General features: G+C 42.6%; 23 protein-coding genes. 11 read left to right on the top strand and 12 right to left on the bottom strand.

What is annotated here, in order from left to right; all coding sequences use genetic code 11:
* Positions 1-20 precede the first annotated feature (20 nt).
* From JF50_RS18665 to JF50_RS18680, 4 genes are all read right to left on the bottom strand, one after another.
* Positions 21-500, bottom strand: a complete 480-nt coding sequence (locus tag JF50_RS18665) for a DUF2931 domain-containing protein (RefSeq protein ID WP_152614592.1) — start codon at positions 498-500, stop codon at positions 21-23.
* A 266-nt stretch (positions 501-766) separates the two neighbouring features.
* On the bottom strand, positions 767-1,018 hold the full coding sequence (locus tag JF50_RS26310; RefSeq protein WP_052262472.1) for a hypothetical protein: 252 nt from the start codon (positions 1,016-1,018) through the stop codon (positions 767-769).
* A 104-nt stretch (positions 1,019-1,122) separates the two neighbouring features.
* Positions 1,123-1,647 carry a hypothetical protein gene (locus JF50_RS18675; protein ID WP_039610853.1) on the bottom strand — a complete coding sequence of 175 codons (525 nt, stop codon included), beginning with the start codon at positions 1,645-1,647 and terminating at the stop codon, positions 1,123-1,125.
* The gene (locus tag JF50_RS18680; protein ID WP_052262474.1) at positions 1,632-3,722 is read right to left on the bottom strand and encodes a T6SS phospholipase effector Tle1-like catalytic domain-containing protein; all 2,091 of its coding nucleotides are present in this window, start codon (positions 3,720-3,722) and stop codon (positions 1,632-1,634) included. Before JF50_RS18680 ends, JF50_RS18675 begins: the two co-directional genes overlap by 16 nt.
* Positions 3,723-3,901: 179 nt before the next feature.
* Here JF50_RS18680 and JF50_RS18685 point away from each other — a divergent pair, with 179 nt between their 5' ends.
* Both JF50_RS18685 and JF50_RS18690 read left to right on the top strand, forming a co-directional pair.
* Positions 3,902-4,702, top strand: a complete 801-nt coding sequence (locus tag JF50_RS18685; RefSeq protein WP_039610854.1) for a PhzF family phenazine biosynthesis protein — start codon at positions 3,902-3,904, stop codon at positions 4,700-4,702.
* A gap of 41 nt (positions 4,703-4,743) precedes the next feature.
* Complete coding sequence (locus tag JF50_RS18690) at positions 4,744-5,211, top strand: hypothetical protein (protein ID WP_152614593.1); 468 nt, start codon at positions 4,744-4,746, stop codon at positions 5,209-5,211.
* Position 5,212: 1 nt separating this feature from the next.
* On the opposite strand, the gene JF50_RS18695 is transcribed toward JF50_RS18690, so the two are convergent.
* Both JF50_RS18695 and JF50_RS18700 read right to left on the bottom strand, forming a co-directional pair.
* The gene (locus tag JF50_RS18695) at positions 5,213-6,382 is read right to left on the bottom strand and encodes a DUF1624 domain-containing protein (protein WP_052262476.1); all 1,170 of its coding nucleotides are present in this window, start codon (positions 6,380-6,382) and stop codon (positions 5,213-5,215) included.
* A gap of 93 nt (positions 6,383-6,475) precedes the next feature.
* Positions 6,476-7,447 (bottom strand): GlxA family transcriptional regulator, encoded by a 972-nt coding sequence (locus tag JF50_RS18700; RefSeq protein WP_039610856.1) that lies wholly within the window; start codon positions 7,445-7,447, stop codon positions 6,476-6,478.
* 95 nt (positions 7,448-7,542) lie between these two features.
* On the opposite strand from JF50_RS18700, the gene JF50_RS18705 reads away from it, so the two are divergent.
* Positions 7,543-7,959, top strand: a complete 417-nt coding sequence (locus JF50_RS18705) for an MAPEG family protein (protein ID WP_039610857.1) — start codon at positions 7,543-7,545, stop codon at positions 7,957-7,959.
* A gap of 110 nt (positions 7,960-8,069) precedes the next feature.
* Here the strand turns inward: JF50_RS18705 and JF50_RS18710 are convergent, their stop codons facing one another.
* A complete protein-coding gene (locus tag JF50_RS18710) occupies positions 8,070-9,539 on the bottom strand; it encodes an alpha/beta hydrolase (protein WP_039610858.1) in 1,470 nt (489 codons plus the stop codon).
* 295 nt (positions 9,540-9,834) lie between these two features.
* Between JF50_RS18710 and JF50_RS18715 the strand changes: the two genes are divergently transcribed.
* The 3 genes from JF50_RS18715 (at position 9,835) to JF50_RS18725 (ending at position 13,762) form a co-directional block, all read left to right on the top strand.
* Positions 9,835-11,643 (top strand): S8 family serine peptidase, encoded by a 1,809-nt coding sequence (locus JF50_RS18715; protein WP_039610859.1) that lies wholly within the window; start codon positions 9,835-9,837, stop codon positions 11,641-11,643.
* Between the two features lie 11 nt (positions 11,644-11,654).
* Positions 11,655-12,092, top strand: coding sequence for a hypothetical protein (locus JF50_RS18720; RefSeq protein WP_039610860.1), 438 nt, complete (start codon positions 11,655-11,657; stop codon positions 12,090-12,092).
* Between the two features lie 248 nt (positions 12,093-12,340).
* Positions 12,341-13,762 carry a S41 family peptidase gene (locus JF50_RS18725; RefSeq protein ID WP_039610861.1) on the top strand — a complete coding sequence of 474 codons (1,422 nt, stop codon included), beginning with the start codon at positions 12,341-12,343 and terminating at the stop codon, positions 13,760-13,762.
* A 161-nt stretch (positions 13,763-13,923) separates the two neighbouring features.
* On the opposite strand, the gene JF50_RS18730 is transcribed toward JF50_RS18725, so the two are convergent.
* Both JF50_RS18730 and soxR read right to left on the bottom strand, forming a co-directional pair.
* Complete coding sequence (locus JF50_RS18730; RefSeq protein ID WP_039610862.1) at positions 13,924-15,705, bottom strand: DUF885 domain-containing protein; 1,782 nt, start codon at positions 15,703-15,705, stop codon at positions 13,924-13,926.
* A 15-nt stretch (positions 15,706-15,720) separates the two neighbouring features.
* Positions 15,721-16,221 carry a redox-sensitive transcriptional activator SoxR gene (gene soxR, locus JF50_RS18735; RefSeq protein WP_039610863.1) on the bottom strand — a complete coding sequence of 167 codons (501 nt, stop codon included), beginning with the start codon at positions 16,219-16,221 and terminating at the stop codon, positions 15,721-15,723.
* An 83-nt stretch (positions 16,222-16,304) separates the two neighbouring features.
* Between soxR and JF50_RS18740 the strand changes: the two genes are divergently transcribed.
* The gene (locus JF50_RS18740; protein WP_039610864.1) at positions 16,305-16,760 is read left to right on the top strand and encodes a flavodoxin family protein; all 456 of its coding nucleotides are present in this window, start codon (positions 16,305-16,307) and stop codon (positions 16,758-16,760) included.
* On the opposite strand, the gene JF50_RS18745 is transcribed toward JF50_RS18740, so the two are convergent.
* Complete coding sequence (locus tag JF50_RS18745; protein ID WP_039610865.1) at positions 16,757-17,668, bottom strand: helix-turn-helix domain-containing protein; 912 nt, start codon at positions 17,666-17,668, stop codon at positions 16,757-16,759. The genes JF50_RS18740 and JF50_RS18745 overlap by 4 nt on opposite strands.
* A 153-nt stretch (positions 17,669-17,821) precedes the next feature.
* Here JF50_RS18745 and JF50_RS18750 point away from each other — a divergent pair, with 153 nt between their 5' ends.
* Entirely contained in the window at positions 17,822-19,342 is a 1,521-nt protein-coding gene (locus JF50_RS18750) for an aldehyde dehydrogenase family protein (RefSeq protein WP_039610866.1), read from the top strand.
* Here JF50_RS18750 and JF50_RS18755 read toward each other — a convergent pair.
* The gene (locus tag JF50_RS18755; RefSeq protein ID WP_052262477.1) at positions 19,339-20,220 is read right to left on the bottom strand and encodes a LysR family transcriptional regulator; all 882 of its coding nucleotides are present in this window, start codon (positions 20,218-20,220) and stop codon (positions 19,339-19,341) included. The genes JF50_RS18750 and JF50_RS18755 overlap by 4 nt on opposite strands.
* 99 nt (positions 20,221-20,319) lie before the next feature.
* Here JF50_RS18755 and JF50_RS18760 point away from each other — a divergent pair, with 99 nt between their 5' ends.
* The 3 genes from JF50_RS18760 (at position 20,320) to JF50_RS18770 (ending at position 22,690) form a co-directional block, all read left to right on the top strand.
* Positions 20,320-20,922: a LysE family translocator gene (locus JF50_RS18760; RefSeq protein WP_039610868.1), complete on the top strand. Its 603-nt coding sequence runs from the start codon at positions 20,320-20,322 to the stop codon at positions 20,920-20,922.
* A 229-nt stretch (positions 20,923-21,151) separates the two neighbouring features.
* Complete coding sequence (locus tag JF50_RS18765) at positions 21,152-21,613, top strand: hypothetical protein (RefSeq protein ID WP_152614594.1); 462 nt, start codon at positions 21,152-21,154, stop codon at positions 21,611-21,613.
* Positions 21,614-21,784: 171 nt separating this feature from the next.
* Positions 21,785-22,690: a histone deacetylase gene (locus JF50_RS18770; protein ID WP_039610870.1), complete on the top strand. Its 906-nt coding sequence runs from the start codon at positions 21,785-21,787 to the stop codon at positions 22,688-22,690.
* 94 nt (positions 22,691-22,784) lie between these two features.
* Here JF50_RS18770 and JF50_RS18775 read toward each other — a convergent pair whose 3' ends face one another.
* Entirely contained in the window at positions 22,785-24,137 is a 1,353-nt protein-coding gene (locus tag JF50_RS18775) for a DUF1501 domain-containing protein (RefSeq protein WP_039610871.1), read from the bottom strand.
* Positions 24,138-24,140 lie beyond the last annotated feature (3 nt).

A 24,140-nucleotide genomic window follows, 5' to 3' on the forward strand; every position in this document is an offset into this window, starting at 1 on the left:
TTGGAGTTTACTTTTTATCTCTAACGTTCGTCTTCAGGTGGAAGTTCCTTAATTTGTGCCATGCCTGAGCCTATTTCTAGAATTTGCCGGCCAATAGCTTCCGATGATGAGTTTGATATCCATACTTTAATTAAGCCGTTTCGCTTTATTCCGACAATGAGGTAGGGGGTGCTGTCATCAAAGTATTCTCCTGTAGAACGAACAATTACAGGCTTCATTTTTTGTATAAACTCATATCCTGTTTTGTTATCTATTTGTGCTTCACCGACCCGAAAGAGATCGGTATCCATGTCATACCATGCAACAACAACTTTACTTGGGAAGTTGACTCCATCTACAAATGACAGGACACCAGCATCTTTCCAGCAACATCCTACAGAGCCTGCAGGTACAGACCAAGCGTCATCAAATAGTACGGTGCCGACCATTAAGTCAGATTTATCCTCTGCGGCGATTCCAACAATCATTTCTTTGACTTGATAACGTGAACTGCAACCCATGAGTAAACTCAAAGCACTAATCAAGATAATTATTCTTGCAGCCAATGTAGGCTTCTTCCTTGGTGTTTATCGTTAACGCTGGTCTTCAGGTGGAAGTTCCTTAATTTGTGCCATACCGGAGCCTATTTCGAGACTTTCTCTACCTATAGCATCGGCAGGGGAATTTGATATCCAGACTTTGATTAAGCCATCGCGTTTTATACCAATGATGAGGTATGGCAGCTCATAATTAGAATACTCTCCTGTTGAACGAACAATTACAGGCTTCATTTTTGTATAAACTCGTATCCAGCTTTGTTATCTATTTTTGCTTCGCCTACCCTGAATAGTTCGGTATCCATGTCATACCATGCAACAATGACTTTGCTTGGAAATGGTACATCATAAACAAAAGCTCTGGCTCCGCCATCTCCCCAGCAGCAACCTATTGCACCAGCTGGTACACTCCAAGATTCATCCAGTGTTACTTCTCCAACCATGAGTATTGGGCCTTTTTCTGCTCCAATCCCTATGCTCATTTCCTCGACTTGATAACTTGAACTACAACCCATGATTAAAACAAGATACCAATTGAGATAATTATTCTTGCCGCCAATATGGGCTCCTTCCTTGGTGTTTATCGTTAACGTTCGTCTGCAGGTGGAAGTTCCTTAATTTGTGCCATGCCTGAGCCTATTTCGAGACTTTCTCTACCTATAGCATCGGCAGGGGAATTTGATATCCACACTTTGATTAATCCATTTCTTTTCATACCTACAATTAAATATGGCAGCTCATAATCAGAATACTCTCCTGTTGAACGAACAATTACAGGTTTCATTTTTTTTATAAACTCATATCCTGTTTTATTATCAATTTTTGCTTCGCCTACCCGAAAGAGGTCTGTATCCATGTCATACCATGCAACAATGACTTTGCTTGGAAATGGTACATCATAAACAAAAGATCTGGCTCCGCCATCTCCCCAGCAGCAGCCAATAGACCCCGCAGGTACAGTCCATTGGTCATCAAATAATACGGTACCAACCATTAAGTCAGCGCTACGTTCAGCGCCAATTCCAACACTCATTTCCTCGACTTGATAACTTGAACTACAGCCCATGATTAATAACAAGATACCAATTGAGATAACTATTCTTTTCGCCATTGTGGATTGACTCCTATGTTGTAGACCTGCCAACGCCCCTGACTGGATACGCTGTTGCTTGGGGTGTTATAAAAGATTTCCCGAATTCCATTGTCGGCGACAAATTCCGCATCATCTTCCACCGAATAAGCAATGGTGTCGACAAAGCCGGCATACTTATGGCTGTGGTGAATATAATATTGATATAGCCACTGCCAATCTTGGCTGTTGATTCCGCCACGCATAGCAGACTCGACCGTCGATTTTAACTCAGCGGGTAATTCATATTGATAGGTACGCTTTCCATCCGGTTGGTATATCTTTGCGAGTCGGCTTATGTCATTAAAGGGCACACCATATTTAACAGCCTGTTCATACATGGCGTGCAGTGCATAGTGGGGCAGTTGGTTATTGACTTGACGGTACCAACGGGGCTTGTACGTGGTGACCACGGTATTCTCAGGGCGTTTTTTAAGACGTTTATTTTTGTTTAATCCCGTGCCCATTTTTACAAAAGTAATGTCTATGCCTGGCCAGTGATATTTTTGCTCAAGCTCCGCTTTTTTTGCGGCGAGGCGGGCATCATGATGTGGGTGTGATGTGTGCCCTTCTATATATTGTCGTGGGTACTTTATGGTGGTGCTATGGTGGCTGTAGCCTCCGCCGACATCCGCATGGGCACCGGGCAGCGTAATCTCTTGTATATTGCTGGCGGTATTGCCATCTGGTGTTTTTAAGCTATGCAAGGGAAAGCTGTCGCGGCGCTCATCATAGGCAACGGGATGGTAGACAAAGCCGGCAGAGTGCTCGTTAATATCTAAATTTACCGGATAGTCCAGCTTTTGCTTGGCATAATACTCGTTGTGGTGGTCGTCTCCATCCCCTCCTATGGAAGACACGGTATCAAAAGGCCCTAAAAACCGTATCATGGGGGTAATACCGCCCCAATAATTTGGGTTATCGCGGGTGATCTCATGAACTTGATTGACAAAGCAGCGCGCAGCGGTGGCTCCGCGGCTAAAGCCAAATACGTCAATATGTACAAGTTGAACCAATTTGGGAAGCATTGTATTGGTGTACTTTTTTACTTCATCTAAGCCTCGCTTTACCTTGTCATCAAAGCTAAGCGCTAAGGCCAAGTCCATGGTGTTATCGCTTTTATTATCTCTTGTTCCTATTCCTTCAACATAAGCTCGTTGAACAAAACTTTCATCGTACGGATACAACTCATATAACTTGGTGACATTGGTTGGCTCTTTATCATCACCAATCACTTTATTGTCATTGGTGCGGTTGTTGCCGGTGCCATCAAAAAAGAGCCCAAAGCTGGGTGGTTCACTGAGAAGGCTAAGTTTGACATGGCCTTCGCTGGTGACTTGGTGGTCAAGTAGCTGCACACCACCGTGCTTACCAATATTGAGGGCTTTTAATTTATCTAGGCTTTTAAAGTCCTTGAATGCCATATTGGGGATCAATACTTGTTCAGGGACGCCGAGTATTTTGGCGCTGAGACTGTAATGTGTATCATCTTCAAGGCGTGGAAACAGCAGTTGATCTTGTGCAAGGCCATTATTGCTTCGAGACAAAACGGTTGGACCACCGCGCATCACTATACTGACGGGGGTTTTTCCTTCAATCGTCACGATAAGGCGTTGATCGTTTAAATCAGGTGACTGAGTGTAATCGACGGGCACATGGGCTTGTGTATCTGGTGTAGCCGACGTGTCATGATAACTGAGTGCCCCCGCGCTGCCTTGCAGTGCTTGTGCTCTGGGCATTGCGGTGGCTTTTTTCAGTACAATGAGTTCATCTTTGGTGGTGGCGTGCTTGGCATGGGCAATGAATACATGGCCTTTTTTTTCTTTTAAAACCAGTTGAGTATCATGCGTGCTTCTCAGTTCACGCCATGTTTCTGGGGTTTTGATCACAACCCAACTGCTGGCATGGGGCTTGAGCGCTTGACGAATATCTCCGGGTAGTTTGGTGGCTGAATAGCGCTCAGTCACCTTATCGCCTTTAGGCTTGTCAACGGCTTCTAGTTTTGTGATCAGATCTTCGATTTGTGATTGCGTATCAACGCGAGGTTGCGCATACATAACAGTCCTTGTTAGCTAATGATTTAGTATTATGCTATCACCGGTTGGGGACGGCTGTAAATATTTTACAATATTTGTTAATTTCTGGTTTTGGATGGGGCGTTTCATTCACAGGTGTATTCTTATACTGTGGATTCAGGTACAGTCATGGTTTAAGTATTATCAAGGAGATAACCATCATGACCCAATTACCCATCTTTGTGGTTGATGCATTCACAAATACGCAATTTAAAGGTAATTCTGCCGCAGTCGTGCCACTAAATGCTTGGATAAGTGATGAGCTCATGCAGCGCATTGCTGCTGAAAACAACCTCTCAGAAACTGCCTTCTTAGTTAAAAGTACGTCAAACAGTTATCAGATCCGTTGGTTCTCTCCGTTGACTGAAATCCCGTTTTGTGGTCATGCTACTCTTGCCAGCGCATTTGTTTTGTTTAACAAACTTGGCGTCTCTGAGCGTGTCGAATTTACCACGCAAACGGTAGGTAGCTTAACTGTAACGCAAACGGCTGAGTCGAAGTTAGTTATGAACTTTCCGATGCAAATGCCTGAGCCTATATCAAACGTGCCCAATGCGCTGCTAAAGGGCTTATCAATCTCACCAAGTCAAGTACTTAAAAATCGCCAAGCGTATTTTGCGATTTATGACAATGAAGTCGATGTGCATCAAGTGGCTTATGACGCGGCACAATTAAAGCAATTGGCGCCTTTGGATGTGGTGGTGAGTGCGCCGGGTGCTGAATATGATTTTGTTTCTCGGTATTTTTGGCCCGCGAATGGGGGCGAGGAAGATCCGGTTACCGGCTCAATTCATACTGGTCTTGCGCCGTTTTGGTCAAAACGTTTTGATAAGCAAGTACTCAAGGCCTACCAAGCCTCAAAAAGGGGTGGACAGTTAGCGTGTGAGGTTGATTTTAGTACTGAGCGAGTCATTATAACCGGCGAAGCTGTAATGTACTTACAAGGCCATATTTGGGTTTAGCCTAACGGGTCAGTTAAACGTGCTTTATTAGGGAGTAGTCAATGGATAAAAAGCAAAAGTTTGCGATATGGGGTTTAGTTTTTGTTTCGGTGATGGCGGCTGTTACCGTGGTTGCACATATGTCTTGTATCTGGCTCGGAGAGGCCTGCTATCGGGCGCAATTAGCGCCAAAAGAGCTGGTGGAGTCTGCTAAAAATGGCACCTTGCTTGCGCCAATTGCCACGGTGGGCATCTCGTTTTTGTTTGCTGTATGTGGTGCATATGCACTTGCAGGCGCAGGGATCATCAAGCGCTTACCTCTGACTTACATAGCACTGTGGGTCATTGGCGTGTTATGTACCTTACGGGGGATAGTTGGCATTGGCTTTAGCCTAGTTTATGTTGATATGGTAACGGTGTATTCTTTTGTCGCTACCATTATTTGGCTTATTTGCGGGGTTATAACGTGCTTTGCCATCAAGTGGGTGCCGACATGTGCGCAGGCACCCAATAAGTCGGCACTGAACTAGGTTATAGGTATTTGAGCAGCGGACTGTGATGGGTTCGCTTAATGGCCAAGTAATGTTTGCAAGGCACGTATAAAGCCAAGGTGATCCCAAGCCATGCGATATAAGCAAGTATTAAACTGGGTTCATAGCGACTTGGCCACTCCTCTGGGGTGCTGAAAAAGTGTATTGTTTGCCCATAGACTAGCCAGCTATAAGCTTGTGCGCTGAGGTTTATCGCTGGAATGTGCAGTAGGTAATAAAATAGTGGAACCCCACCTAAGATCTTAAACCCATCTAACAAAGTCAGTTTAAATCCACGATTTTGTAAATACTCTAAGCAGGCCAAAATCAGCAAACCTGGGCCTAAAGTCATTAACAGATAAACGAGGGACGGTGGGTACTTGCTGTTATTCAGTAAAGACATGACAGAGGCTGCGAACGACGATTCAGGTGTAAACAAATTCGGTTCCCCATAAATATTGCCTAATTTGAGCAACACAAACAGTACCACGGCTAGAGTGCCAAATAACGCAAAGACCTTATATCTATATTGCGGACTGAGCTGAAACAAGTATCCGCAGCAGTAACCTAAAGACATAACTGCAAACCAAGGGATCAAAGGGTAAAGGGCAAACACGTCAAGCTTCTGTGTTAAAGCAAATGTGGTCGGACTATGTAAAATATGCCATACCCAAGCAAAGTTTGGTCCAAACCAGTTTAATATGGACTGATCCGGTAAGGCATTGTGCGCGCTGATCACCACAATTGACAAAAAACAAACCCATTTCATAGGTAAATAAATCAGTGCAGCCAAAATAATCATTGACCATCCAATGGCCCAAATGACTTGTAAAAACACCACGTCATAACCAAACTGCCAACTAAAGTTAATCACAGTCAGCTCTAAGAAAATCAACCAAAGCCCCCGACTGAGCAGGTAGTTGCGCACTTTTGCAGTTGAGCGCACTTTATCAGCATACAAGTAAGCGCCTATGCCAGTTAAAAATATAAATAAAGGAGCGCAAAAGTGGGTCACCCAACGGGTTAAAAACCATGCCAGTGTCGTCTGATCGAGATCAGTGGGTGAAAAGGGTGTTTCTGCCCAGTAGCGCCGAGTATGATCCAGCGCCATGAGCACAATAATGAAGCCTCTCAGTATATCAAGAGAATAAAGCCGTTTTGTTTTGACCACGCACATATCTTTGTAAAATTAATGTTAAATCTAAAATTTAGTTGTAAAATAAGATACTGGCCAGTTAGCGCATAAAAAAGAATACAACTTTAGTTATAGATGAACGAGTTGCTCTCGAAAAGCAGCGACTGATTTACCAAAATGTCGCTTAAATTGTTTTGCTAATGCTTGATGATCCTGATACCCAACGGATAGTGCAATGTCAGCAAACCGCTGATTTGAGTAAATCAGTAATTCTTTGGTTTTTTCCAGTCTAAGTAAACGGATATAGTCAAATGGTGTCATGCCGACTGACGACTTAAAGCGTCTGATGAGAGTACGCTCGGAAACACAGGCTAAACTGGCGAGCGACTTTAGTGTAAATGGTTGACGCAACTGTGCTTTGATATGAGTCTGCACGGTATGCACCGTAGCGTCTTGGTGAGCATCTAGCGCACTACTGGTGATGAACGCTGTTTGCGATAGTTGTGGTTCAGGTATCGCTAACCAACTCACTACTTGCTCGGCAACATCAGTGCCGATTTGCTGTTTAATTAAAGCCAGCATCACATACATATAGCTATGTGCAGCTCCTGCGGTGTAGAGCTTTTGATTACAAAGGTAAATCGGTGAGGTGTCTAACTCTAATTGTGGAAAGTAACGATTAAAAAATGCTTCAAGCCACCAACTGGCGGTAATGCGTTGCTTGTCCAAAAGGCCAAGCGCTGCGGCATAAGCAACGCCGCAACATCCTGCAACCAGAGTAGGAGACGTACTTATTTTTAGTTTTTCACTCAGTAGCGGAGCATAGCGGTTTAACTTTTGGCACGTTTGCCACAGGTGCTTGTCTCCTTGATATTGACTCCCAATGATGATCAGTACATCAATTGGTTGTAGGTCTTTAAGTTGGCAGTCGACCTTAAACGCTGCACCTTGACTACTGATAACCATCTCCTCTTTCAAAGAGACAATTTGCCATTGGTAGAATGCTGTTCTCATGACTTGATTGGCGACATTTAACACATCGATGATCCCTGTTAACGCACTTGCCATCACACCTTGTTGGCATAAAATTGCAACTTTCATGTCACTTTCACCTTAAAAATTGTCAATAGTGACACTGTAGTGGGGTGTGACGCTACTGTAAAGTGGTTGCATATTCATTGAGTAAGGAAATTTATATGTGGATCCAATACCCTATTTTCGCATTGGTACTTTTATTCTTGTGGCTATGGCTTGCAACGGCTTGCTTACGCATAAAGGCAGTTCGGCGTGGTGAATTATCACTGCAAGCGGTCAATTTTGTGCTTAAAGATCAGATGGCTGAACGCACTCGGCTATATGGCAATAGCTATGATAACCAGTATCAGCAGCCGGTCTTGTTTATCTGTCTGTTAGCCCTTTTACATATTGAATCCGTGTCTGGAATTGGCTGGTATGCACTCGCTTGTGTGTTCGTTGTTGCGCGTTATTGGCACTGCTATGAGCATATTCGCTCAACCAATATTAAAAGGCGTACTATGGCATTTGCCTTATCGAGCGTTAGTTTATTTGGAGGCTGGACTGCGTGGTTTACAACCATGACTTTAGCTCAGTAGATACACAACTTAAAGACTAAAAAAGCAAGGCATAGCCTTGCTTTGGTTGGTATCATAATTTGCCACAAATTAACTGTTGTGGCTCAGCGAGAGTGCTTTAATGGCTTTGATTACTTTAACCACTCAATCATATTGGTCATCAAGGCTTGCGCTGCAACTAAACCGTCTTGTCCACCGACATCACACAAACCTAAGCCACAGCCATCAAAGTGATGCTCGGCTTTTTCTAGTAAATGTAATTCGCTGCCGTCGCGACATTGAACTTGAGCATATTGCTTGTTAAAGACAAGACTATTTGCTTGTGCAGGACCCGTTGCAATACTGCCTGACAGGGCATTACACAGTCTCAATGACTGACTTGGCGAAACAATGGTGTCTGCCATACCGTGGCTGATAAACATCTCTGGGGCTTGGGCAGGTGCGTGTTCGATGGCTTCTAGTAAGCTATTGTTTAGCACAACAGGCTCATTACCCGTTAAATCTTGCCAGTGGGCTTTACCTGATAAAATGGCGATCATGCGTTCAATGTACCCATGTACATAAGTACCGTCTTGTACTTCTTTTAACTGATGTGCAAAATCAGCAACAGGGAACATAGGGGCGATTTTATCGACTTTATTCGGGAATTGCTGAGATAACCATACAGCCATGTGTCCGCCAGCTGATTGTCCTGTAATTCGCACTGATTTATCGCTGTTGGTATAGTTAGCATTGTTTGCCTGCACCCACAAAAATGCATCGCGAATATCTTGTTTGCTGTCTTCAATATTGACCTGATTACAAGCAGGACCGGCTTCTCTGTCTTCCACCAAACGGTAATATGGCATATAGACCACAAACCCAGCATCAGTGAACTGTGCAAGTTGAGCCTCAGCAGTACGTGCTGTGCCGAGCCTTTCTAACCAGCCTCCTCCGTGGATCATCATAATAGGTATGGCATTGTGGTTATTGGCATTTTTGTAAACACGCATTTCTAAATGACATGCACCGCGCTCGTTAAACGTGGTTTTATAGGTGGTGCGCTGCACTAAAGGGATCTCGGCAAAGCTTTGTGGCTTAGTGGTAATAGGCAAAGTTGCCGTGTAACCTGGCATCCACGCATCTTGAACGAAATTTAAGTCTTCGCTGTTACCGTATCGCTGTGCCTTGTAATCAAACTCTCTTAAGCAAAACTCGGTGTCAGACTCATTTTTGTATTCAATGGCTGTTTTACATTGAGGATCTGTGTAATACCAGTTCCTTTTTGCTAAAGCAGTGTCTATCGCATTGCATTGACCGTCTTGACTATACAGTGTTGGTAACAAGCTTGGAGATGGTTTACTCGCAACGGCAGCAAAGCAATAGCTGGCACCTGTCACAATGCTTTCTATCTCAGCAGAGCCACTGTTTAGCATGTCCTTAAGTGCGGCGTCATGGTGAGCAAAATATCCCATTGATGCAGCTAAAGCTGGGTTTCCTTCAGTTGGTTTTCCTTGCAGATAGTGTGCAAGCAGCGCCTGTGGATCTGGAAATATTGATGCACTTGCAACAGCTGACATCGATAATGCGAGACAACTAAGCAGGTTTGGTAGATGTTTCATAAAAGGTCCTTGTTGGTGTACTGATGGTAGTGACGTGTCTTTAATTCGGATATTTAGACGTTTTTTACTATTTTATTTTTTGTAATTGTTTGTAACGGCTTGGTGCTTGCCAAGGTGAATGAAATAAGTGCAAATTACTGAATAAAAAACTATAAATTCTCAAGAATGACAGTCATCAAAATGACACTTTGGTAACTTTTTTGTTTTTTAGGTGTTATTTTTTGGTGTTTTTTATGTTTATATAAAATACGAGTTTTTGGGTACATACGTTAAAATAAAAAGTAAGTAGCGATTTATGAATATAAAAATAACAAAACTAGCATTGGTTGTTGCAGCATCATTGTCTGCAAACGCATTTGCAAATATTGAGTATCCGCTGATGCCAGGTGATCCACTAGTCGATCAGCAATGGCACCTTAAAAACACAGGTCAAGCCGCTTTTTCAGACAGAGGTGGTAAAGCTGGTGAAGATATGAATGTGTCTTTGGCACATGCCATGGGCATCATGGGCGCAGGTGTGACAGCTGCTGTTATTGATGGTGGTGTAGAAGTACAGCATCCAGACTTAATCGATAATGCTCGTCCTGGTTCTTGGAACTTTACAACCAATAGTCCTGATTTAGCGCCAGGTAGCCCAACGGACAGACACGGTACTGCGGTAGCAGGGATCATAGCATCAAGCGCTTTTAATGGCATTGGTGGTCGTGGTGTAGCACCAAGAGCGGGTTTGGTTGGTTTTAACTATCTTGTATCAGGTAACCAAACTACGGCGAATTGGCTTCAATCTCATGGTATGTACTCAGATGGATTTGCGAGACAATCCTTTGATTTCCCTCGTGTATTTAACCAGAGCTACGGCCGTACTTTATCTTCACCCAGAAGTTTTGACTATGAAGAATCACCATGGCTGAAAACATATGAAGATGCTCAAGAAGAAATCACACGTACGACCCATGGTGGACGTGGTGCAATTTTTGTTAAATCAGCAGGTAATGGCTATGAAAGACAAACGTTTACACATAGTGAGTTAGGCCGTGGTTATCTGTGGTTTGACAACAAGAACCATGGTTTACCACTGCAAAATGTAAACCTTGAGCGCATGGATACCAGTTTCTGGAATCTGGTTGCTTCAGCATACAATGCAGACGGTGAGCTTTCATCATACTCTACTGTTGGCTCGAGTGTATTTGTTTCAGCACCTGGTGGTCAGTATGGTACAACTTCACCAGCTATCATCACAACGGATGTGTCAGGCTGTAGTGCAGGTTATAACCCGCTTTGGCTTCGCAATGACTTACACGGCGGCCATCCACTTGATCCAAACTGTGATTACAGTGCCAGATCGAATGGTACTTCTGCGGCAGCGCCAAACGTTGCTGGTGCAATTGCTGTCATTATGTCAGCAAACCCTGCGCTTTCATGGTTGGATGTAAGAAATATCCTTGCGACAACTTCACGTCGTATCGATGCAGATCACCCAGGTGTTGCATTGTCATTCAAAGACTCAGAAGGTAAGCAGGTAAGCTACCAAGCAATTGATAAGTGGCAGACGAATGCGGCGGGTTATCAGTTCCATAACTTCTTTGGGTTTGGCGCTGTTGACGTCGACGCTGCTGTTAACCTAGCGCGTTTCTACGACAAAAACCTAGGTGAGTTTGTTAAGACTGACCGAGTGTTAGTAACAGCTGATGCAGAAATTCCTGATGGTCACTTAAGTGGTGCACAAAGCACATTTAATAATGAACAAACGCTCACTGTGGATGCGGTTCAAATTCGAGTGAATATTGATCACACAAGCACACGTGACTTGGCCATTGAGCTTATTTCTCCTTCAGGCACTCGTAGTGTCGTTATGACACCAAGAACGGGCACTATTTTGGGTAAAAGTGGCATGCAAAATACCCAAATGCTATCTCACCACTTCTATGGAGAGCAGGCGAAGGGTGAATGGACATTACGTGTAATTGATACTGCGTCAGAAGATGAAGCTTATATTTTTGACCCACGAACGTCTGGTGAGCCGAACGTGAATATGGTGCACCGCAACAATACAGAAAACGGTGTGCTTAAATCTTGGGATATTCGCTTTTTTGGACGTAAATAAGGAGTCGTAAAATGAAATCTAAATTAATCCCTTTACTCGCTGTGGTTGGCAGTTTATATGCAGTACAAGCGAGCGCCCAAACTGTTTATGAAGCGACGCCAGTCACCAGCGACTCTGGTGTGACTGTGAACGTCAACGGCAAAGACTACGTACTTGTTGCTGCAAAGAGTGATAAAGAATTGGTGACAGGTGCAGCACTTGTCGATATCAAAACTGATGAGACGATCGTATTAACAGGTGAGCTGGTTGTTGAGCTTGAGTCTTTAATCGATGCGCAAGAGTTTGCGCAAGCAAATCAGCTAAACCTGATTTATGTTCGTGGTAATCGTGCTATTTTTCAAGCGGATGCAAACGTCGCTTTGCATACTTTTAAAGCGCAAGTAGCGCGCTTAAATGGTGTGGTTAATACTCAGATTGGTTTTAATCTTGAAGGATTAGAAGCAGAATAAGAATGAATAAAGCCACTTAAGTGGCTTTATTTTTATGCTTTAACTGTAGTAGCTTGTATCTGCGAGACAGCTATGAGAGAAAAACAGACCTTGGCATTACCATTCAATTTCTTGTTCTAAACATCCAAATTTTCCAAATAAAAGCCTCACATGTAATAACTCCCAAATGGGGCTTTGTATTTATGCTATTTTAATTTATTGTTTGATTTTCATAGAAAAAATACTAGTTAGGGAAATACCATAGCTTTATGGACAAAACAATAACTTCAATTTTCTTGCTGATAAGTTTATCTTCATTATCTGCAAATGTTTCTGCTTTCTATTCAGATATTGAGCTTTTAACGAGTCAAACCAAGAGTGCCGCACCCAATCATTCAGTCTGGCAAACTCAAGGCTATGGATACATATTAGAAGTCATCGGCGAAGATATACGTTTTTACGATATTACAAAACACCATTGCATACTAAATAAAGTCGAAACAGGTGAATATCCAAGTCGTAACTTGACTGTAGAGGGTGACGCAGCTGAATTAGATTGGTTTACAGCACACCCTGTAAAACTAAAGAAGTTGAGCCGTTTACCTACATTATGTAAGCAAAGCCTACTACTTAATACTGATACTCAAAATATAAAGTTCTCAGCCCCAGAAGTGTTTGATATCTTGTGGTTTACTTTTGCAGAACACTTTGCTTTTAACGAAGAGCTTAATTGGAACTGGCATACCAACTATAAAACTTGGCGAGATAGAATTTCAGATAGTATGAGCGAATCGGCATTGGCTGAGGTCATTACAGAACTTATAGATGAATTAGGTGACGCTCATGCATATGTGGAATCAGATGATGACAGCTTCTTTGCTATGAACAACATTAAATGGGAAAAGTTCAGAAGTAGGATGATTGAAGAAAGGTTTTCACAACAGACTGAGTTTTCATCCTTTCGTGAATTTTTTCAAGCTCTTAATAAAAAACGCAACAGCATCATTTCAAGCTATTTTGACAAAAAGCACCCGCCACAGAAATTAAACCGCAGCTTACTATGGGCTTCACTTCCCCATGAAATCAACTACTTAAGTATTGATGATATGAGTGACTATACTGCTGAAAAGACGATTCAAGCGGATATAAAAGAAGTAGACAAAGCGATACAGCATATTATGCCTATGCTCACGAATGCCAAAGGTCTAGTAATTGATTTACGCTGGAATAGTGGAGGATATGATATTGTTTCACAACGATTGTTATCCTATTTTATTGATAAACCATTGCTAGTTGGCAGTAAATCGTACCGAACTGAAAATGGGTTTAGTAAACCCGAAAATATTATTGTTCATCCCGCTGCATTTGACCGTTACCTAGGGCCTATTGTCGTGCTTACCAGTGGCGTAACCATGAGTGCTGCTGAATCATTCTTACTTGGTCTTGCTGCCAGAGAACAAGTTAGCATCATTGGAGAGCCATCTAATGGCGGTTTTAGTGATTCACTGCCTAAGCAGCTGCCAAATGGCTGGTCATTTACGTTATCCAATGAACGTTATTTTGACCATAAAGGCGAAAGTTATGAATATCGCGGTTACCCAATAGAGAAGAGCTTTGAATATTTAAATGCAGCCGATTTAAAGGCTGAAAAAGACAGTGCGCTCATTGAAGCAATGAAAATGCTTAAATAAAGCTTTGGCTGATGAGAGTATTGTAAATGCACTATCGTCTACTTTTGGCACATATGAGACGGTAAGATTTGATTGAATTCTATTATTCTAATCTGACAGAGCAAATTAATACTTATTCACTTAACTAAAGCCCCGTATTGGGGCTTTTTTATGCGTGACGGTTACTGCATTAGTTGGCTGATGTACTTAACCGGAGCGCTGCCATAGCTTAAAAACTTTTCATGGAACGCTTTTAAGTCAAAGTCTTTACCAAGTTTTTCTTTTTGCTTTTCACGTAAATCGTAAATTTCACGATAGCCACTGTAGTAACTCGTTAACTGAACTTGACTCAGAGTCGCTCTGCGCCACTTTCCTTCTGCTTCAGCACGTTCTTGGAAAGCACCATTCATCAGCAGGTCCAGACCTTCATCACGGCTGATCCCTTTAACCTGAATCGCATAGTCTAAAATCGTGTTACAAATAACGCGTAAGTTCCACTTGTAATACATTAACCACATCTCAGGCTCATGATTACCATAGCCTTCTTCAAGCATCATGCGTTCTGTATACACAGCCCAGCCTTCAATCATGGCACCATTTCTTAAAATAGTTTTAATGAGTGATGGTGACTTATTGGCATAAACAAGCTGAGTATAGTGACCTGGTACTGCTTCGTGGATGTTGAGAATTTGCAAGATCCAGTGGTTATACTCGCGTAAAATAGAGCTTGCTTGTTCTTCTGTTCTCAGCTCAAGTGGCTCTACATTGTAATAGGTGTTTTCTTTTGCGTCGTATGGACCTGGTGCTGAAATAGATGCCATTGCGAAGCCACGCATGAACTCGGGTGTTTCACGTACAACTAACGGCTTTTCAGGATCAAGTGAGATTAAGTCCTTTTCCATAACAAACTTTTCAAGTAGCGGGATCTGGCGCTTAATCTCATCAACAAACTGCTCTTTTGGCACATGATTGACGGATAAATGCTTGATAAGCTCAGCAATGGCTTGTGCATCATCTGAAGGGCGTGCTTTATTTGGGAAATATTTTGGCCACAATTGGTGAGTCAGCTTTACCATCTCTTGTGTTACGCGTGCTTTGTCAGCAAGCGCTTTCTCGTACATGGTTTTAGCTGTGTAACCAGATTGAATATCAAAGGCAAACTTCTCCTCATACAGCTCTTCACCAATTCTGAAGCTGCGTGCGTTACCATTGGCAGTTAACTCTTTTTCTAATTGAGTTAGAAAGTCGATGTAACCATTAATCGCAGTTTTGGCGTTGACAAAACGAGTCTTAAATAGTGCTTTTTCATCGGCAGTAAGTGCATTAGACGCGTCGACTTTATCTAATAGCTCATCTTTTAATACCGCAAATGCGCCTTGGTTTTGCGCGATAGCGAGTTGAGTGTACTCAAGCGTAGGCGTATCTATGTTGTTTTCTGCCGCTTTATAAAAATCTGGAACATACTTCAAGCGCTCTAACACTGTTTTGTATTTTTCTGCGTCTGACTTAAAGCGGCTATTTAAAATGGTCGCGAACCCATAGGAGATGTTGTAATTAGACGGGTTCCATTGCCAATCTTTAAACTTTTCAACTTCCCAAATTCTTTTCTCAAGACTATTTTCAATTAGATAATAATCAGACTTTTGATTGTCACTTAAATTATTTAGATCAAAACCACGCAGTTCACTTAATTTCGCTTTTGAGAAAGCAACACTACTTGCGCGTGATTCCGCATTAGGGATGGTCATAATATGATCATACTTGCCGTACCCAACATACAAAGAATGTTCTGGGTACTGGCGCCACATGTCTTCGATAAGCTGTGCTGAAAAATCAGTAAATGCTTGATTTTGAGACGCTTGTGCAACAACCGGAGTTGTTGACTGTGAAGGAGTACTTGTTGTTGTGCAGCCAACTAGAGCCAGAGCCGCTGCAACAGCCATTGTGAGCGCTGTTTTTTTCATTCGCTTGTTCCTATTTTAATTTTCTTTATCATAACAATTTTTCGCAGCGTGTGCTCGTTCTGGCTGATCCAAGATCACCGCACCGTTACACTCTTTCGCCACGATGTCATCCGGATTGTATATAGGGCAAGACTTCATAGATAAGCAGCCACAGCCTATGCATCCGTCCACCATGTCGCGAACGCGTGTCATATACGCTATTTTTTCATCAAGTTTGCTTTGCCAAAATCGTGACATGCTGGCCCAGTCTTCTTTAGTTGGTGTGCGGTTATCTGGCAGTTTAGACAAGGTCTCTTGGATTTCTAACAGTGAAATGCCCATTTTTTGCGCAGCTTTTATTACCGCAATACGCCGCAGCACATCACTTTTATATCTTCTTTGGTTACCTGCGTTGCGCCAGCTTTTTATCAAGCCTTTAGTTTCATAAAAATGCAGCGCTGAGACTGCCACATCTGCGCGTTTTGCTACTTGCCCTACACTGAAGCGCGGCTCGTCTCGGGTTGTTGATGTTGTCATTTTGCCCCTTTTTAAAATAACGCTTTACCTAAGGTTAAGTTGAGGTTTTAGCCTATCAACAAATTTACAAAAGGAGAATCATTTTGAACACAATCATTGTTTATTCTAGCGCTAAAAAATTGGGCAATACTGGCAATGCGGTTGAAGAGTTAGCCACGGAGTTTGATGCGCAAACACTATTTTTGGATGACTATGTGATCCACGATTATAGTTATGACCACAAAAATAAAGATGATGACTTTCGCAGTCTATTTAGGCGAATTTTACAGTTTGACCATGTGATTTTTGCCTCGCCCGTCTACTGGTACGCGGTAACACCGAGAATGAAAGCATTTATTGATAGGATCACAGAGTTCATGGATGATGAGCTGCTCAAACCTGAGTTACGCGAGCTTAGAAGCAAACAGTTTTCAATTTTATCCACGTCTATTCACGAAACGGCGCCGCAGCCTTTTACTGAGGTGCTGCAAAAAACATTTGAATACTTAGGCATGACACTCAAAGGCCAATACCACAAGCAATACCCCTATGAGGGTTAATCTGTTTTCGTTTGAAGAAATTGAGTTTGATATTGTTTTGGTGTCTGCTTAAAGGTTTTCTTAAACCCTCGACTTAATTGACTTGGGTGATTAAACCCTAAGGTGAAAGCAATGCTGGTTACGCTTTCACCGCGCTCCAAGCGCTTGCGTGCTGACATCATTCGTTGGCCATTTAACCAATTTTGCGGGGTCGTACCAATGCGCTTTTTGAACTGGTCAAAGAATTTACTGCGGCTCATGCAGGCTATTTTGCATAATTCATCGACGTCTAGCTGTTCATTCAGATTTCTTTGCATATATTCAACGGCAGCATGGATCCCTGTTGCTAACTCATACTTCGCGACTTGTTTAAATAATAGGTCGCGGCTTTGCTGCTGCAGTAAACGAGCAACTAGTTCATTTAGCGCAAGGTCGATATAAAAATCTCTTTGTGGCGTATTTTCACAAAATAAATGCATTAAGCGCATGAGCAATTGCTGTGTTTGCGTGTTGTGCTCGTTATGAACAAGCTCTGGCAAGTAATTAAACTGGGGCTCAGAACACTTCTCAAGCTGGTTTAGTTGCTCTGCGACAGAGGTTATTTTATCTTTACTAATATCAATGGCTAAACAGGTCGTCGGCTGATTAATGCAGGCAGTGGGAAAGTCGATATGTACAGTTTGTTCAGGCGCTAGTACGAAGCTTTCATTGGGTAAAAACGCATGATGATAGTCGCAGCTTTCTACATGCATGACCTTTTTTCCCGAGAGCATGCCACAAAACAGCACATTGTTAGAAAACAATCGAATATGCTCTGCATGTTCATAGGTATCATAAATACTTAGCTCGACGTCATCGCCTGCAAAATGAACGCGATTCTCAACCAGTGAATTGACTTTTTGTCTTTTTTTATGCAGTTGTTCTAGCATTTTTATTCCTTATTTGGACTCAAACGCAAACATTTTATACGCAGAGTTAAGTTTTTAATCTCTCTTTAAATTAATGTCAACAGAATAACAACAAGTGGCCTCCTCATTGAGAGAGTGCCGCAGTCACATTACAACTAAGTTGAAGAGGCATTTATGATTTATGCAAACCCAAATACATCAGATGCGATCGTTAATTTTAAACCCGTTTATGATAACTATATTGGCGGAAAATGGGCCCAACCTGTCGAGGGGCAGTACTTTGATAATATCAGCCCAGTCAATGGGGCTGTTTTTTGTCAGGTCGCCAGATCTGGGCAAAAAGACATTGAATTAGCCCTAGATGCGGCACACAGTGCCAAAGAGTCTTGGGGCACAACGTCAGTGACAGAGCGCAGTAATATCTTGCTTAAAATCGCCGACCGTATAGAAGCCAATCTTGAATACCTCGCCGTGGCCGAAACGTGGGACAACGGTAAAGCTGTGCGTGAAACTTTAGCGGCAGATGTGCCTTTGGCAGCCGACCACTTCCGTTATTTTGCAGGGTGTATCCGCGCGCAAGAAGGCAGCATTGGGGAAATTGACGAGCATACTGTGGCGTATCATTTCCACGAACCGTTAGGGGTTGTTGGACAAATCATTCCATGGAATTTCCCATTGCTCATGGCTGCTTGGAAACTTGCGCCGGCACTTGCTGCGGGCAATTGCGTGGTGTTAAAGCCTGCTGAACAGACACCTGTATCTATTTTATTATTGATGGAGTTGATAGAAGATCTGCTCCCTGCGGGTGTGGTTAACGTGGTAAATGGCTTTGGTAAAGAAGCCGGAGAAGCACTGGCGACCAGCGACCGCATTGCCAAAATTGCCTTTACCGGCTCAACGCCAGTGGGGTCACATATTTTGAAATGTGCGGCGGATAATATCATTCCATCAACAGTAGAGCTTGGCGGCAAGTCTCCCAATATTTACTTCAGTGATGTGATGGAAAAAGATGATGAATTTTTGAGTAAATGTGTCGAAGGTGCTGTGTTGGCTTACTTCAATCAAGGTGAAGTATGTACATGCCCGTCTCGATTGTTTGTGCAAGAAGAAATCTATGATGAGTTCATTGCAAAAGTGATAGCGCGCACGCAGCAGATAAAACGTGGCAATCCTTTGGATACAGACACCATGGTAGGCGCACAGGCGTCTCAAGCACAATTTGACAAAATTTTAAGCTACATCGAAATAGGTAAACAAGAAGGTGCTGAGGTACTACTCGGTGGTGAACCAGAAAAACTCAGTACGGAATATCATAAAGGCTATTATATTCAGCCGACGTTGTTAAAAGGTCACAATAGTATGCGAGTATTTCAAGAAGAGATATTTGGCCCTGTGATCTCCTTGTGTACTTTCAAAGATGAAGCGGAAGTACTCGCAATGGCTAATAGCAGTGAATTTGGCCTAGGAGCGGGTGTGTGGACCCGTAATATGAACCGTGCTTATCACTTTGGTAGAAAAATAGAAGCGGGTCGGGTGTGGACTAATTGCTATCACATGTATCCGGCCCATGCCGCTTTTGGCGGTTACAAGCGCTCAGGCATCGGTCGTGAAACACATAAAAAAGCGCTGGATCATTACCAGCAAACTAAGAACCTTCTAGTCAGCTATAGCGAAAGTCCGCTTGGATTCTTCTAAGTTATAGCCTTAGCAAGATGCGCAACCATGGCCATGGTTGCGCTCTTTTTTGTTATGTTATTAGGCCAAATAGCATAGGCCGGTATAGGGGTTACTTGCCAATTGGGCAGTAACTCAATTAATTTCTTCTCTCTAAGGGCTTGCTCAACTAGAAAATCAGCAGGAGTCGCAATACCTAGCCCTTCCATACATAATTGTGTCATGCCTTCAACCGAATTCGCTGTGACTTGATAGTCAAAATGAATGTCTTGTTTACCCAACTCTGGGTGTGTGATTGTACGCTTATTGGGTAAGCTGGAAAGCTTTATCCATGGCAAGTTTTCAAGATCTTCTGGTGTTTTTGGGAGTGGGTTATTTGTCAAAAAAGCAGGTGAGCAGGTGAGCTTTCGCTTTATATTACCTAGTTTTTTACTTTTTAATTCGCTATTTGGTAGGTCGCCAAGGCGAATTGCAATATCGATCCCTTTCTCTATTAAGTTCTCATATACATCACTAAAGTGAAAGTTGACCTCTAACCTCGAATGTTGCTGGCAAAAATCTGCTAATACGCGGGTATAGTGAGAGCGTATAAGTACAGTCGGCAAACTGACGGTGATCCTGCCAGATAACGCCTCTTGCTGGGCACTGATATCGGAGAGGCCTTGCTCAACGGTTTTTAACATGTTTGTACTCATTTTGAATAACTGCTGTCCTTGCTCTGTTAACGAGAGCTTTCTGGTTGAGCGGTATAGTAAGGCGGTATCGAGCTTTGTTTCGAGCAAAGTAATGTGATAACTGATCACTGAGGGCGACAAGTTAAGTGCGCGCGCCGCACCACGAAAAGATCCTTGTTCCACAACGGTTGAAAAAATGGCGATGCTTTTGAGTTCGTCAATCATATTGAGTAAGTTTTTAGAACAGTGATATTCATTTATACCATCTAATCAAATTTTAAACAGGGGTATACACTCAAATTTTATACAGCGATGGAGTGAGCAATGTTGATGATATTGGCAATGGGCTTATATGCATTTTCTATGTCTATTACACCGGGTCCGGTGACTTTGATTATTTTTTCAGGTGGGATGAATCGTGGTATCCATGCCACATTGCCATTTATTTTAGGCGCAACAATTGGGTTTAGTCTGTTGCTTTTAGCAACAGGGTTGGGGCTTGGTTTGGTAGTGCAGCAACATAAGTGGTTAGTATATGGTTCTACAGTGATCGGCTGTGGTTTTATGATGTATCTTGCTTTGCAATTGTTTAAATTTGAACCGAGTGTAGGCCAAACGACTGCGATGCGCTCAGGATGGTGGGCAGGCTTGATGTTGATGTGGCTGAATCCCAAAGCGTGGTTGGCTGCTATCGCGGGCAATAGTTTGTTTATTGAGCCTAGCCAAACCAATAAATTGTTTGTGTTTGTATTCATTTACTCCTTGGTGTGTTTTGTCTCTTTATTGTTGTGGGCAGTGTTTGGTAAGCAAGTGTCTCGCCATATCTCGAACGACAAGTATGTGCGTTGGCTTAACAAGGCAGCAGCGTTGGTGATCGCAAGTATGTGTGTGATGGTATTGTATGAGCTGGGAGGCAGAAATCTTTAGCGGTGTAGCTATTCTGTGGTAACTTTGTTTGACTCAAACTAAGTTGCCAAGGACTTTGAGGTAAGCCGTGAGAAAAGTTAAAGTTGTCCCATATTTGATTTTTAGTATTAACATTATCATCGTATTTGTTGCTACTTTTTGGCATCAAATTTCTAGAGCTAATGGTTGCTTATCTTTTATCTTACTGGTGATATTTTGCATTTTGTCATTGTCTTATTGCGTCTATCATATGAGTGCCTTGCTAGTTTATAAAGTGTTTAAAATAGAGCGCTTTAAAGTATTGGTCTTGATGATACCTGCCTTATTATTACTTGCTTATAGTATTTTTGCACAGGCTCCCAACATGGAAGAGAATAGGCGCTCTTTGAATATTTCTAGTTCTGAACAGTTTATCGCCCGGGTATCTGCATCGTTTAATTATTGGCATATTGAGGTGGAAAACGCCGTGGGGGAGACCATATATAAAAATGAAAATATGGCGTTCAGAAGCGCATTCTCCCTATATTGGGTGTGGGATAAGCAAGACAGATTATGGTTTTATTACAGTGATGATGGCACTGTACATTATCTATCAAAGAGTAATGATGGCTGGCAGCTACGAGAATACGACAAGTTTGATGATGCTTTGGAACTTAAGCCCCCACCGAGTTTATTTCCATCATATGTAATCCCTAACCATAAAAAGCAATAAAGCCAAAGCTTCAACTTGCTTGTTATAGCCCTCTTTAGGTGCAAGAAGGTCTGTACGAGACTATCAAAATATTTTTAGTACTGAGCCGTTAATATAACGCTCACAGCATTTTTTATCGTATCATACAGCATGCTTGTCGTGTGTTTTAATTAGTAACATAAGAATTTTCCCATGTTTAACCCGAACTTACCTTTAGTTTACCACCCTAATTATTCTTTCAGTTTTGATCCTAAACATCGCTTTGTAGTGAGTAAATTTGCAAGATTAAAAAGCTATCTAGAGCAACAAGGTCTCATTGGTCAAAACTTGCATCAGGGTCCTGTTGGGCACTATTCGGACTTGGAGCTAGTACATTGTGAGCAGTATGTTCGAGATTTATACCAGAATGAGCTTTGCCCAAAAGCAATGAGACGTATTGGGATCCCTTGGTCTAAAGAGTTGATGGCAAGAACGTTTACAGCACCGCTGGGCACTTATCTTACTGCATCGCTTGCACTTGAAAACGGCGTGGCGTGTCATTTGGCGGGGGGCACGCACCATGCTCATTATGATTTTGGTTCTGGGTACTGCATGGTGAATGATTTGGCATACACTGCAGAGCGATTAATCAAAGAAAAACGGGTTCATAATGTGCTTATTTTTGATTGCGACGTGCATCAAGGAGATGGCACTGCCGCGATGCTCACACACAACCCTTTTGTATTTACCTGCTCAATACATTGTGAAAAGAACTTTCCTTTTAGAAAGCAACAGAGTGATTTAGATATTGGGTTAGACCCTAATGTCAGTGATCATGAATACCTGCGAGTTGTAGAAGCAACAATCCATGATTTACTGGAGCAGCTAAACCCTGATCTAGTGTTATATGATGCAGGCGTTGATGTTTGGCAAGAGGATACGTTAGGTAAATTAGATATTAGCTGGCAAGGGCTTGAGAAACGCGACCGTATTGTACTTAATGCGTGCAATCAAAAAGGCGTGCCAGTGGCGACCGTGATCGGTGGAGGATATGACAAAGACCATGAACGTTTGGCGAAACGTCATGCTATCGTCATTGAGCAAGCTGCAAAGATTTAACTTGTAGCCAAAAAGTTTCTCTTTAAATTACTTATACTATTTTAATTCGGTTGCTTAATCGTTGTATGGCAATGGGCCCCTTGCCTTTTTGGTATTATTTGAATAAATTCAACGTAGTTGCGTCAAAGTTTCCTAAATTTGGAAAGATATCGCTAATTTCCGTGTCATTTAATCCAAACCACTTTGCAATTGGTGCAAAGTATTGCTCATTAGAGTACTGAGGAATAAGCCGACCTCCGCCAACATCTATGCTATTTCCTACTTGCTGAGAGAGCATTGCACCATGAAGGTCTTGGCCATTCACTGCACCGCCCATTATAAGTTGGTTACTGGCCCAGCCATGATCTGTGCCATCTCCATTAGATGAGAGAGTACGGCCAAAGTCGGACATTGTGAAGGTTGTTACGCTGTTTTGCAGGGATAGCTCGGTTAGGGCGTTATTAAACTCAGTCAATGCAGTTGCTAACGTTGAAAGTAAAGCAGGCTGTCTGACTGCCTGATCATCATGCGTGTCGAATCCACCTAATGAAACAAAAAATATTTGCCGTTTGTTGCCTGTTTGACCACTTATGCTCAGAGACTTAGCCACGGCGGCTAGCTGCTCCGATAAGCTGTTATCACTAAACTGTGTGGTCAGTATTGGTGCTTGTTCCAGTAAGGTATTCATGTTTTGTACGTTATTGACTGAATTTGCCAGCCTACTGGCATAAGCATCTTGCAAAGGAGTTGTTTTGGCACTTAACAACCTATCCATAATGCTTTTGACATGATCCACTTGTGGTTGGTAGCCTGTGAGCGCATTGATTTTCATGATACCGCTTTTGTTGAGGGCATAGGGCGTGGTCTCAATGCCAGCTTGCCAAGGGTTTGCGCCCGCCAGTGAGATATTGCTAGTAAAACTACTATGCTGATTGAGCCTTTCTAACATCCGTGCGCCCCAGCCAGTGTTTAGCGACACTTTTTCTTGGCCATGCATCCAAGTTGCTTGTTGATCATTGTGAGAAAATAAATGATTAGGCAAGGGCACCGTCTTATTTTGATACTCTGAGAGAGTAGTGGGGGTGATGAGTGTGCCAACACCGCCAACAAAACCGAGATTTCCGGCATCAAATATGGAAGATAATGAGGTCATACTTGGATGAAGCCCAACGCCACCCTCATAGATTGTGCGGGTATTTAAAGCCTGCGCATCGGTAACGACGAGGTTTTGTCTGCTTTGTTCATAATGCGTTCGGTGTTCTCCAGTTAAGGGAACCAGCATATTCAATGAGTCGCTGCCACCATGCAAAAATATACAAACTAAGGCTTTGTAATCATTGATCGGTTGGCTGCTCAATGAGCCACTGATGGCTTGTAATTGTAAGCTAGTGAGTGCCGCTACTGAACACCCTCCTTTTAGGCAGAGAGATAAAAAAGCGCGCCTAGATTGCTCATTGCGATATGACATGTA

The organism is Pseudoalteromonas luteoviolacea (assembly GCF_000814765.1).
Lineage (GTDB): Bacteria > Pseudomonadota > Gammaproteobacteria > Enterobacterales > Alteromonadaceae > Pseudoalteromonas > Pseudoalteromonas luteoviolacea_H.